Raw genomic sequence first — 11,849 nt, forward strand, 5'->3', positions numbered from 1 at the left:
CAATGAAACGGTTGGACGAAAAGAGAAGGCACCCTACCACAGGGGCACGACACACGCTGGCTTACTATTCGGGCTGCGGACGCTCCCGCTCCAGCGGCTGCTTGCAGCGGCGACAGTGATAGCGGGCCTCGCCGCGCATCACCTTGTTGTGGCGACGGATCGACAGCTGATGCTGCTGGCAGTGACAGCGATAGGGCACGGTGCGCTGGGCCAGTACCGCCAGATCGAAGCTGTGGGTGGTTCTGGGCTCAAGGCCGAACACCTCCCGCATCACCGACTGCCACTGCCTGCCGTGGGGCAAGACCCGGTTTTTGCCACGCCCGTCACCCCACAGGGCGTAAACCAGCAGATGGGCCACCTCGTGGGGCACCACCTCATCCAGAAACGCCTGCTGGTTGGCCTGATAGAGGGCCGGGTTGAAACGCAGTTCCCAGGTTTGCAGCCGCGCCGATCCCGCCGCCCGGCCCCGCATATTGCAGTAGATCCGCGGGCGGGGGAAGGTGCGGCCAAGGCGTGCCTCGGCCTGTACAAAACAGGCTTCTACGCGTAGTTGCAGCAGGGCGACAAGCTGGGCAGGGGGGGCAGACATCAACATCTCGTCAGGTAGCGGATAAGCGAAAGGGGAGCCAGGCTCCCCTTTTATCACAACAGCGAGCCTTACAGACCAGCGGCAGCGCGCAGCAACTCGGCCTTGTCGGTCTGCTCCCACGGGAACTCGTCGCGACCGAAGTGACCGTAGGCAGCGGTTGCCTGGTAGATCGGACGCTTGAGATCCAGCATCTGGATCAGGCCGTAGGGGCGCAGCTCGAAGTGCTCGCGCACCAGCTTGACCAGCAGATCTTCAGAGACCTTGGCGGTACCGAAGGTCTCGACGCTGATGGAGGTCGGCTCGGCCACGCCGATGGCGTAGGAGATCTGGATTTCGCAGCGATCGGCCAGACCGGCAGCAACGATGTTTTTGGCAACGTAGCGGGCGGCGTAGGCAGCAGAGCGGTCAACCTTGGACGGATCTTTACCGGAGAAGGCGCCACCACCGTGACGGGCCATGCCGCCGTAGGTATCGACGATGATCTTGCGACCGGTCAGACCGCAGTCACCCATTGGGCCGCCGATAACGAAACGGCCGGTCGGGTTGATGAAATATTTGGTGTCCTTGTTGACCCACTCGGCCGGCAGCACCGGCTTGATGATCTCTTCGCGTACCGCTTCCACCAGATCGCTGTGGCTGATGGAGTCGCAGTGCTGGGTGGAGAGCACCACGGCGTCCACGCCGATGATCTTGCCGGCGTCGTCGTAGGCGAAGGTGAGCTGGCTCTTGGCATCCGGACGCAGCCACGGCAGGGTACCGTTCTTGCGCACTTCGGCCTGACGCTTCACCAGCAGGTGAGAGTAGGTGATGGGGGCCGGCATCAGCACGTCGGTTTCGTTGGTGGCGTAGCCGAACATCAGGCCCTGGTCGCCCGCACCCTGCTCCAGCGGATCGCTGCGGTCGACACCCTGGTTGATATCCGGGGACTGCTTGCCGATGGCGTTCAGCACGGCGCAGGAGTCGGCATCGAAGCCCATGTCGGAGTGGGTGTAGCCAATCTCGCGCACGGTATCACGCACGATCTGCTCGATATCGACCCAGGCAGAGGTGGTTACTTCACCGGCCACCATCACCATGCCGGTCTTGACCAGGGTTTCGCAGGCGACACGCGCCTTGGTGTCTTGCTGGAGAATGGCGTCCAGCACCGCATCGGAGATCTGGTCTGCGATTTTATCGGGATGGCCTTCGGAGACCGACTCGGAAGTAAACAGCTTTGCCATGATGAAATTCTCAGTTTGTCCGGGTTATCGCCAGTGCAATAACCGGGTGATATTGGGATGACTGTAGAGGTATCTACATCTGGACGTCTATTCTAGTTAGCGCCCCCCCCGATTGCCAGCACTATTTTGCCGAGGCGTCGCAAGTTGGCCACCATCGACTCCTCACCATCCCCAAGGGGATAGCAATTAAACGTTTGTCCTTGTTCTCTCTGGCCAAAAGCCGCCAAGAAAAGCGATTGTCCTCCCAAAGCCACTTTATTCGTCCAGATAATATTTGCACGCCGCGCGCCCTGCTGGGACAATAACGCGCCTTAAACTTGGCCATCAAATGAAGCAATCGCAGGAGATTCAGATGCCTTCTCGTAAAGAGCTTGCCAATGCCATTCGTGCATTGAGTATGGATGCCGTTCAAAAAGCCAACTCCGGTCACCCGGGCGCCCCCATGGGAATGGCGGATATCGCCGAAGTGCTGTGGCGTAGCCACCTCAGACATAACCCGAACAACCCCAAGTGGGCCGACCGCGACCGTTTCATTCTCTCCAACGGCCACGGCTCCATGCTGCTGTACTCCCTGCTGCACCTCTCCGGTTATGACCTCTCCATCGACGATCTGAAAAACTTCCGCCAACTGCACTCTCGCACCCCGGGTCACCCGGAGTATGGCTATGCACCGGGCGTTGAAACCACCACTGGCCCGCTGGGTCAGGGCATCACCAATGCCGTGGGTATGGCGATCGCCGAGAAAGCCATGGCCGAGCAGTTCAACCAGCCGGGCCACGACATCGTTGACCACTACACCTATGCCTTTATGGGTGACGGTTGCCTGATGGAAGGTATCTCCCACGAAGCCTGCTCCCTGGCCGGTACCCTGCAACTGGGCAAGCTGATTGCATTCTGGGATGACAACGGTATCTCCATCGACGGTCACGTTGAAGGCTGGTTCACCGACGACACCGTGAAGCGTTTCGAAGCCTACGGCTGGCACGTTATCGCGGCGGTTGACGGTCACAGCCCGGAAGCCATCAATGCTGCCATCGAAGCCGCCAAGGCCGAGACCGGCAAGCCGACTCTGATTTGCTGCCGCACCATCATCGGTTACGGTTCACCGAACAAGTCCGGCTCTCACGACTGCCACGGCGCACCGCTGGGCAACGACGAGATCGCCGCGGCGCGCGCCTTCCTGAAGTGGGACCACGCCCCGTTCGTTATCCCGTCCGACATCGCTGCCGAGTGGAATGGTCAGGAGAAGGGCGCTGCACTGGAAGCCGACTGGGCTGCCAAGTTCGCCGCCTATGAAGCCGCGCACCCGACCCTGGCTGCCGAGTTCAAGCGTCGCTCCACTGGCGAACTGCCTGCTAACTGGGCCGCTGAATCTGCCAAGATCATCGAAACCCTGCAAGCCAACCCGGCCAAGATCGCCACCCGTAAAGCCTCCCAGAACGCACTGGAAGCCTTCGGCAAGCTGCTGCCGGAGTTCATGGGCGGCTCTGCCGACCTGGCGCCGTCCAACCTGACCATGTGGTCCGGCTCCAAGTCCCTGACCAACGACGATGCCTCCGGCAACTACATCCACTACGGTGTACGCGAGTTCGGCATGTCCGCCATCATGAACGGTATCGCCCTGCACGGTGGTTTCATCCCCTACGGCGCGACCTTCCTGATGTTTATGGAGTACGCTCGCAACGCCCTGCGCATGGCCGCCCTGATGAAGCAGCGCGCTATCTTCGTTTACACCCACGACTCCATCGGTCTGGGTGAAGATGGCCCGACTCACCAGCCGGTTGAGCAGATCGCCTCCCTGCGTCTGACTCCGAACATGAGCACCTGGCGTCCGTGTGATCAGGTTGAATCTGCGATTGCCTGGAAACACGCCATCGAGCGTACCGACGGCCCGACCTCTCTGATCTTCTCTCGTCAGAACCTGGCCCAGATGGACCGTACTGCCCAGCAGCTGGCCGACACCGCCAAGGGTGGCTACGTGCTGAAGGATTGCGCCGCTACTCCGGAGCTGATCCTGATCGCCACCGGTTCCGAAGTGGAACTGGCCGTTGCCGCCTATGAGCAGCTGACTGCCAAGGGCCGTGCCGTGCGCGTGGTCTCCCTGCCGTCTACCGATGTGTTCGACGCCCAGTCTGCCGAGTACAAAGAGTCCGTCCTGCCGTTCTCCGTCACCAAGCGTGTGGCCATCGAAGCGGGCATCGCTGACTACTGGTACAAGTACGTGGGCTTTGGCGGCAAGATCATCGGTATGACCACCTTCGGTGAGTCTGCACCGGCCGATCTGCTGTTCAAGGAATTTGGCTTTACTGTGGAAAACGTGGTTGCGACCGCTGAATCCTTGTAATCGCTGATTGCTTTGTATTGAACTGAAAAGCGCCGCCCTTGGGAGGCGCTTTTTTATGGACTTTTTTTACTGAGGAAGCCGTACATTGCAGAATACGGAATATTCACTCCCATAAAATAGAATTCCATTTTTTGAAGGAAATAAATTATCTGATGAATTTTTAGTGATGAAGAATAAGGTAGTTTGCCATTTTTCAGAAACTACACGAGTACAATTTACAGATTTGTTAAAATCTACTCGACCTGATAAAGCACCACTGATAAATGGCAAAAACCCAAATAGGAGTCATCATGAGCAAAGAAAGCATGTCGCAGGATCCTTTTTTTTCGGTAAATGGGTTCAACTTTGATCTAGAACAACTTGCGGAGGGCATGACTAGAAACGATTGGCCTGATGGTGCCAAGGTGACCAGATGTACCGACAAAGACGGTACGACTAAGGCTTTATCACCAAAAGATGCTCTGATTGATGCTTATTTTGGCCACGAATTTTTCGATGAGGACCCCTTGAAGGTAAGCCTCGCCTTAACGCGCTACTTCCTTCAAACGGACCGCCCGTTATTGCCTGGAATGGTTGAGCTATTGATAGCTGGAATCACGGAACACCTGAAAGATGGAAAACCATGGGGTAGGAAAAACATAAAACGGAAAAAAGATCCCGAGCATCTTATGGCCGTTCTAGCTATAGATAATAAATTCAAGGGGAAGCGCCATGAGATTGGAGCAGAACTAAAAATTACTGCTGATGGTGTTAAATATATTGTCGGGCGAGCTAGGGAAGCAGTTTATCCCTCTCTCCTACATCTATTTGAATATCATATGTCGCCCAGTTTTGAAGAGGCGGTTAAGATCTTAGACCCAGCATATAGAGATGAGTTTATACGTAAAAATGGTATCAAACTAAACAGCCATAACCTGTAGCACGTAGGTTCGATTAGCGAAGCGTAATCGGACGTTCGCGTTCTTTAAGTTGATGCCATAAAAATCATGTCCCCTCCTGTTACCTAAAAAGAGACCGGCTATCAGCCGGTCTCTTTTTATTATTTAACACAAACAAAATTTACGCCTGCGGTGGGGTGCTTTCCGCATTGGACATTACCGCATCAATTTGCACCAGGGCGCCGGCGGGCAGCTCGCTCACGCCAATCACGGTGCGGGCGGGCAGATAGGCCGGGAAGTATTTGGTGTAGATGGCATCCACGTCCGCCAGATCCGCGATGTTCTTCACCTGGATATTGACCTTGACGATATCGTCCATCACGTGGCCGATGCTCTCGACGATGGTCTTGATATGGGCGAGGCACTGGGCGGTCTGCTCCTTGACACAACCGGTCAGGATCTTGCCTGTGGCCAGATCAACCGGCAACTGGCCAGCGATATGGTTGTAGTGAGAGAAGGCGACAGTCTGGGTGTGCAGGGGGCTGCGCGGTGCCTTGTCGGTATTGCGGGCGCGGATCACCAGATTGTGTCTGTCTTCCACCAGCTGTGGCGGGGTGCCGTCACCGTGGGAGATGACCGCATCCATCTGCACCCGGGCGCCGAGCGGCAGGGCGGAGGCGACGATCACGCTGCGGGCCGGCAGGTAGGCGACGGCACGGGCAATGGCGGAGTCCGGGAAGAAGGTGGTGTAGACCTCGTTGACGGCGTCCAGATCGGCCAGGCTGGTCAGATAGACGGTGACCTTGACGATATCGTCAAACGGCACATCGATGCTCTCCAGCACGTGCTTGATGTTACGCAGGCACTGACCCGCCTGCTCCTTGATGCCACCGGCAACCAGTTGGCCAGAGGCGGCCTCGACCGGCAGTTGCGCACCGATATTGTTGTAGTGGGAGAAGGCCACGGTATGGGTGGAGAACGGATTGTGCGGCGCCTTGTCGCTATTGCGGGCCAGTTTAACCAGCGGGCAAGGATCTTGCGGGAAGGTACCTTCGCCGTTGGAGATGATGGCATCGATCTGCACCAGCGCACCCAGCGGCAGGGCGGCAACGGCCAGGGTGGTGCGGGTCGGCAGATAGCCCGGGAAGAATTCGCGATAGACGGCGTTGACCGCCTCAAGATCAGCCATCTCTTTCAGGAAGATGGTCGCTTTGACCATATCGTCCATCACATGGCCGATGCTCTCGACGATGGCCTTGAGGTTGTTCAGGCACTGTCTGGCCTGCGCGGTGACATCACCACTCACCATCTTGCCGGTGGCTGGATCGACCGGCAGCTGGGCGGAGATATTGTTGTAATGAGAAAACGCCACCGTTTGGGTGCAGGGGCCCAGATCCTGGGGCGCATGGGGGGTATTTCTTGCCGACTTGATGATGGTGCCACTCATAGGTATGCCTCTTTTTAATATTTGTTATTCATTCAGGTACAGGTTTACCCCATCTTGTTGTACGCCATGGTGACTGTGCCCGTGGCGGCATCCCCGGTTATTATTTGTGATCCGCTCAATCGCTGAGAAGAATAATGGAGGACAGGGTAGATATTTCAGACGCTGCGATTCTATGAGTGGCTATCAGGGGTTGCAAACCGCATGTTTCATTTATATGAGATGGCTCAATGGCTGCAAATTTAATGTGATTGCTATTCAATTCATGCTGAATAGTTGCCCATTGTTCTATCAATAGCCTTGCTCTGAGCTGCGGCCCTGTCAGGGCAAGGGGTTGGGCTCGGATATAGGAAAAGTATGGCTGTTAATAAAAGGTTAACGCCATGCATCAGGCTGGCCGCAAATGGCATTGCTGTGCATAAACATGTACTTTGTGTTTTTTAACCCTCTATCTTGTCGCGTAAAAATATGCTAGCTGACATGAATTTAACCATGGTTAAAGATGTAGCTGGAATATAATTCAAATATTTGCATGGACGACGCCGGTTAATTATAGGCTGGCTGATGGCTGGCCCAGACCCGGGGTATTTTGATCTCTTTATATATCTGGTGAAATATGCCAGACCAGCACCGTGGTCCCTTATCGGTGTGACCACGGTTAGCAATATATCGGCTGACAGGGAGTGGTATGGTCAAGGTATCTGCGGGTCGGGATCGCTGCTCCGGTCCGTCGTCCACAGCCTGCCAGGGATGAGAAGGTTGCGGGCTGGGCCAGCTGCCATGGCATGGTTATTTGCGGGATTTTTAACAAAAATGTGAACCTGATCACCGGCCGGTTCAGGGGTTTATCGCCATGGCTGCCCCATCTTTGCAGATACCCCGGCTGAAGCCATGGCACTGCTGCGCCATCATCAGACATGGCAGGAGGAGTTCATGGCCAATGCACTCTCTTGACGGTTGCCCCAGTGCCGACGATCGTCTCCTGCTGGCAGGAGAACCCTTTATCCGGGCGTTGAACAGCATCAGGGCGCCATGTTGCCACTCTATTCGCTGGCCGCCTATCTCTGGTGCAATTCGCCTTCGAGGACCAGCACGGTATCCATCCCTGCCGCCTTGCCCGCGTCAAGCCCGATCCGGGTATCTTCAAAGACCAGACAGTTGGCTGGATTGACCCCCAGCTGTTCGGCCACTTTTAAAAAAGTATCCGGTTGGGGCTTGTGGTTGGTGACATCATCGGCACTCACCACTACCGAGATATAAGCATCGAGACCGGTGCTTTTCAGAATGGCATCCGCCTGATTGCGTGGTGAGCCGGTGCCAATCCCCATCTTCACCTTGCCGTGATAGTGCCTGACCAGTTCCCACATCGCGGGAAAGACACTGACCTTGGCGATATGGGTCATGTAGAGGGCAATCTTGCGGCGGGTGAAGGCCTCGACATCCACTGTCAGTCCCTGCTGCTTGGCCAGCATGGCGATGATCTTGCGGGTGGGTATCCCGCCGTACTGATAGAGTTGCTCTCGTTCGAAGGGGATGCCGAACTCGGCGCAGGTGAGTTCCCAGGCGTCCAGATGCAGCGGCATGGAGTCCACCAGGGTGCCATCCATATCGAAAATCAGGGCATCGTAGTGATCAAATCCGTACTGTTCTGGCTCGCTCATGGGGGCTCCTCGAATCAAATAGGGCAGGCTAGCAGATTGGGCACACCGATTGTGGGATCTGTCTCATGATCGGGTAGATGGGGTCGCCGTTTTTTCTATCTCTTGCTGCTTTGTGAGACAATAACTCGCTCAATTGTCGATTTTTTGGCATATCAGAGTAGCGAGTCTGCTTATGACCTCGAAAATATCCCCTAAAACCATTTTCTCCAGTGTGGCGCTGGTGATCGCGCTCGGTTCACTGGAAAAGAGCATAGTCACCACCCCGCTGCCGATGATCGGTGCCGAGCTGCAGGCCGGTGCCGCCCTCACCTGGGTAGTCACCGCCTACCTGCTGGCTGCCGCGGTGTTGCCCCTCTATGGCAAATGGCATATCGCTGTTCAACTTCGGCCGTGAGCTGTGAGGGACCATTGGAGTCGCCATCTGCGCCATGTTGTTCCATTCCAGTCTGCCAGCCGGTAGCGGCACTGATCTGAGCCGGCTTGGGCCTGATCTGCTGGCCGCAGGCTTCAGCACCACCTATATCGGCATGGGGCTGATCGCCACGTTGGCATTGCTGATCACCCTGCAGGCGTTGAAGCGCCATGAGCTGGCGACCATCAATGCCTGATCACTGAGCGAGCCACACTGCGCACTGATAGGGGGCAAAGCGTTGAGTCGGTGTGTCCGGGTAGTTGCTGATGAGTAACCTCATGTCACCTGTCACCTTGTCAAAGTGGGGCATCGGCAAGGGGGTGGTGGTGAGATTGGCGAGCAGCAGCAGGGTATGTTGTTCCCCTGTTTCTGGGTCTTGCCAATGTCGGCGGTAGCTGATGCGCTCGGGGTCATCCCCATCCAGCAGTTCGACATTGCCGTGGCGAATGACGGGGTGAGCCTTGCGCAGGGCGATGAGCTGGCGATAGCAGTGAAACGGCGAGTCGGGGCGGGCCAGCTGCTCGGTAGCGTTGATCTCGACGTGGTTGGCGTTGAGGGCAATCCAGGGCCTGGCCGTGCTGAATCCTGCATGGGGGCCGCCGTCCCACTGCATCGGGGTGCGGGCGTTGTCGCGGCCGATGGCATCGAGCCGCCGACTCAGCTCGGCAGGATCCAGCCCCGCCTGGCTGGCGCGGTAGTGGATCGCCTCCACGTCGCGCAGCTCGTCCGGCTGCCAGTGGCGGTTGGTCATGGCGAGCTCTTCCCCCTGATAGATGAAGGGGGTGCCCTGCATCAGGTGCAGCACCATGGCCCACAGCTTGGCGCTGGTTTCACGCCATTCTGGCCTGTCATCGCCAAAGCGGGAGACGGCGCGGGGCAGGTCGTGGTTGCCAAGAAACAGGCTGTTCCAGCCCCGTCCGTGCAGCCCCTGCTGGTGGCGGGCCATGGCTCGCTTGAAGGCGAGGGGATCGAAGCGGGAGGTCCACTTGTCCTGCCCCAGCCCCAGATGTTCGAAGTTGAACACCATGCTGAATTCGCCGCCGTCGGGGTCGGAGTAGCGTTGCATATGGACGAGATCCGCTCCCCAGGTCTCCCCCACCGTGATGACCCCCTTGCCGCCAAAGCTGGCGGCATTGAGCTCGCGGATATAGTCGTGCAGGCGGGGACCATTGCTCATGGCAAGTCGGTCCCACTCCTTGCTCACCATGTCGATCACATCGAAGCGAAATCCCTTGATCCCTTTGCCCAGCCAGAAGTTGATCACCGCCGCCATCTCGGCCCGCACCGCCGGGTTGCCCCAGTCCAGATCGGCCTGGCTCACGTCGAAGTTGTGCAGGTAGTAGCGATCAAGCGCTGGCACATATTGCCAGCCGCTGCCGCCAAAAATCGAGGTGACCGGGTGGGCGTCGACGAAGGCCTGATCGCGAAACACATAGTAGGCCTGATAGCGGGGATCACCGGCCAGTGCCTTTACAAACCACTCGTGCTCGGTGGAAGTGTGGTTGGCGACGATATCCATCATAAGGCCGATGCCGCGCTCCCTTGCCTCGGCGATCAGTGCTTCCAGGTCGGCCAGGGTGCCGAAGGTGGGGTCGATGGCGCGGTAATCGGCCACGTCATAGCCGTTGTCCCGTTTGGGGGAGCGATAGATGGGGGTGAGCCAGAGCATATCGACCCCGAGGGTAGCCAGATAGTCGAGGCGCAGGCGGATGCCGTTGATATCGCCCATGCCGTCGCCATCGCTATCCTGAAAGCTCATGGGGTAGATCTGGTAGATGACGCAGCTATCGAGGTCGATATCGGGAGTGTGGAGAGTGTGCGGGTTCATCAGGGTGGCCGGTTGGGGAGGAGGCTTTCCATATTACGCAGATGCGCTAGGTATCAACAGCTTCCGGCGGCGATTGAAAAGGGTTCCATTATTGTCTGGTTGCCAAAAGTGAGGGAAGGGTCACAGGGGAGCCCCCCCGAGCCGCGGGCATGGTCGGAATGGCACTCTGCTCATATGCTCATTGGCATAAAGCGTTACCGTGTTGTCTTGGCTTGGTCGGCACCCGCGCTCTGCTGCTGTGCCTCCTGCGCCTCCTGCGCCTCCAGCTCCTTGCCGAGGAAGTCGTTCAGGAAGGTGCGGATCACCGCGACCCCGTGCATCATCCTCTCTTTCTGGTTCACCGCTAGCTCAAACACCCGGGTCACCTCCCTGATCCACAAGAGCACACTATTAACAGAGTGCCCGGAAAAGGCCAAATCCGGTTCAGGCAATCAGTTTGAATTCAATGGCATAGAGCAGCGGCAGATCGGGGTAGATATTGCGGATCACCTGCTTGAGATCGGGGAGGGTCATGTTCTCCTGACGGGCGTGCTCGTCGCTCAGTTCATCGAAGGCGACCGCCTTGACCGAGATCACTTCGATAGTGCCAAAGGGCTGGTGCTCCGGGTTGGTAAACAGCGCCAGCCGCTGGCCGGGCTGCCAGTGGGCCTCGCGCTCGTCGCGGATGGTGATGGTCTTGCGACCCGCCTGAATGTCGGTGACGAAGCGGCTGAAGAAGGTGAACTCGGGATAGGGATGGGCAGACATGGTGACTCCTGAAAGGGTGAAATGGGATTAAAGGTCGAGATATGCGCGCAGCCTGGCCAGATCGGCGATGGCGGGCCCCTCGGCCGCCTTTATGACGCTGGTCTCGTCACCGGTCAATACTCTGGTACTGGGGCCGGGCAACTACCAGTTCACCGGCTTTATCCGCATCGGGGTGCCCTTCACCCAGCTGGTGATGGCGGTGAGGGTAGTAGCGATCCCTTGGTTCTTCCCGTTCTGATAACCGGGATGAATAATGTTCGTACAAGCGGTTTGCGGGCCGCTTTTTTGTGGCCGGGAGACGAGAGTGGCAAGGCGTGCTCGGAATCAGTGAGAAGGGTGATGTGAAGGAGAAGAGGGCGTGATACAGGGATGAGGCAACCGGAGATAGGCAAATTTCAGATACAAAAAAACCAGCCTGAGCTGGTCTGTTTGGTACTGCTATTAATGGTGCGGAAGGAGAGACTCGAACTCTCACGCCTAGGGCGCCAGAACCTAAATCTGGTGCGTCTACCAATTTCGCCACTTCCGCAATATTAATGGTGGCTATGACGGGATTCGAACCTGTGACCCCCGCATTATGAGTGCGATGCTCTAACCAACTGAGCTACATAGCCGTCTTGTGTTCAACCAGAGTCAAATACAAGTAAAAATGGCTGGGGTACTAGGATTCGAACCTAGGAATGGCGAGATCAAAACCCGCTGCCTTACCGCTTGGCGATACCCCAA

Annotated in this window: 11 protein-coding genes, 3 tRNA genes and 1 pseudogene; 5 read left to right on the plus strand and 10 right to left on the minus strand. The window is 57.3% G+C overall.

All coding sequences use genetic code 11. The features are described 5' to 3' along the window. Positions 1–64: 64 nt before the first annotated feature. Together BN1125_RS03565 and metK are read right to left on the minus strand one after the other, a co-directional pair. Positions 65–589: a SprT family zinc-dependent metalloprotease gene (locus BN1125_RS03565; protein ID WP_042010709.1), complete on the minus strand. Its 525-nt coding sequence runs from the start codon at positions 587–589 to the stop codon at positions 65–67. A 68-nt stretch (positions 590–657) separates the two neighbouring features. Beyond that, positions 658–1,809, minus strand: a complete 1,152-nt coding sequence (metK, locus tag BN1125_RS03570) for a methionine adenosyltransferase (RefSeq protein WP_042010710.1) — start codon at positions 1,807–1,809, stop codon at positions 658–660. Positions 1,810–2,161: 352 nt separating this feature from the next. Between metK and tkt the strand changes: the two genes are divergently transcribed. Beyond that, positions 2,162–4,153 carry a transketolase gene (tkt, locus tag BN1125_RS03575; RefSeq protein WP_042010711.1) on the plus strand — a complete coding sequence of 664 codons (1,992 nt, stop codon included), beginning with the start codon at positions 2,162–2,164 and terminating at the stop codon, positions 4,151–4,153. A 290-nt stretch (positions 4,154–4,443) separates the two neighbouring features. Further along, the gene (locus BN1125_RS03580; RefSeq protein WP_042010712.1) at positions 4,444–5,073 is read left to right on the plus strand and encodes a hypothetical protein; all 630 of its coding nucleotides are present in this window, start codon (positions 4,444–4,446) and stop codon (positions 5,071–5,073) included. A gap of 139 nt (positions 5,074–5,212) precedes the next feature. Here the strand turns inward: BN1125_RS03580 and BN1125_RS03585 are convergent, their stop codons facing one another. Both BN1125_RS03585 and BN1125_RS03590 read right to left on the minus strand, forming a co-directional pair. After that, positions 5,213–6,478 carry a RidA family protein gene (locus BN1125_RS03585; protein WP_042010714.1) on the minus strand — a complete coding sequence of 422 codons (1,266 nt, stop codon included), beginning with the start codon at positions 6,476–6,478 and terminating at the stop codon, positions 5,213–5,215. 1,055 nt (positions 6,479–7,533) lie between these two features. After that, positions 7,534–8,136, minus strand: coding sequence for an HAD family hydrolase (locus BN1125_RS03590; RefSeq protein WP_042010715.1), 603 nt, complete (start codon positions 8,134–8,136; stop codon positions 7,534–7,536). Between the two features lie 172 nt (positions 8,137–8,308). Between BN1125_RS03590 and BN1125_RS03595 the strand changes: the two genes are divergently transcribed. Together BN1125_RS03595 and BN1125_RS03600 are read left to right on the plus strand one after the other, a co-directional pair. After that, positions 8,309–8,530 (plus strand): hypothetical protein, encoded by a 222-nt coding sequence (locus BN1125_RS03595; protein ID WP_042010716.1) that lies wholly within the window; start codon positions 8,309–8,311, stop codon positions 8,528–8,530. Positions 8,531–8,564: 34 nt separating this feature from the next. Further along, on the plus strand, positions 8,565–8,744 hold the full coding sequence (locus BN1125_RS03600) for a hypothetical protein (RefSeq protein WP_042010717.1): 180 nt from the start codon (positions 8,565–8,567) through the stop codon (positions 8,742–8,744). Here BN1125_RS03600 and BN1125_RS03605 read toward each other — a convergent pair whose 3' ends face one another. From BN1125_RS03605 to yqfB, 3 genes are all read right to left on the minus strand, one after another. Next, positions 8,745–10,376: an alpha-glucosidase gene (locus BN1125_RS03605; RefSeq protein WP_042010718.1), complete on the minus strand. Its 1,632-nt coding sequence runs from the start codon at positions 10,374–10,376 to the stop codon at positions 8,745–8,747. It abuts the gene before it with no gap. A 194-nt stretch (positions 10,377–10,570) separates the two neighbouring features. Further along, positions 10,571–10,732 (minus strand): hypothetical protein, encoded by a 162-nt coding sequence (locus BN1125_RS03610; RefSeq protein WP_156993042.1) that lies wholly within the window; start codon positions 10,730–10,732, stop codon positions 10,571–10,573. A gap of 67 nt (positions 10,733–10,799) precedes the next feature. Next, positions 10,800–11,123: a N(4)-acetylcytidine aminohydrolase gene (yqfB, locus tag BN1125_RS03615; protein WP_042010720.1), complete on the minus strand. Its 324-nt coding sequence runs from the start codon at positions 11,121–11,123 to the stop codon at positions 10,800–10,802. A 79-nt stretch (positions 11,124–11,202) separates the two neighbouring features. On the opposite strand from yqfB, the pseudogene BN1125_RS19215 reads away from it, so the two are divergent. Continuing rightward, a pseudogene (locus BN1125_RS19215) lies at positions 11,203–11,361 on the plus strand (SLC13 family permease); the annotation flags it as partial. Between the two features lie 207 nt (positions 11,362–11,568). Here the strand turns inward: BN1125_RS19215 and BN1125_RS03620 are convergent. The 3 genes from BN1125_RS03620 to BN1125_RS03630 all read right to left on the minus strand — a co-directional run bounded on the left by BN1125_RS03620 (position 11,569) and on the right by BN1125_RS03630 (position 11,848). Beyond that, positions 11,569–11,652 (minus strand) — tRNA-Leu (locus tag BN1125_RS03620). A gap of 8 nt (positions 11,653–11,660) precedes the next feature. After that, a tRNA-Met gene (locus BN1125_RS03625) sits at positions 11,661–11,737 on the minus strand. Between the two features lie 36 nt (positions 11,738–11,773). Next, positions 11,774–11,848: transfer RNA gene (locus BN1125_RS03630), tRNA-Gln, on the minus strand. Position 11,849: the final 1 nt, after the last annotated feature.

It is taken from the genome of Aeromonas fluvialis, assembly GCF_000819885.1.
Taxonomy (GTDB): Bacteria; Pseudomonadota; Gammaproteobacteria; order Enterobacterales; family Aeromonadaceae; genus Aeromonas; species Aeromonas fluvialis.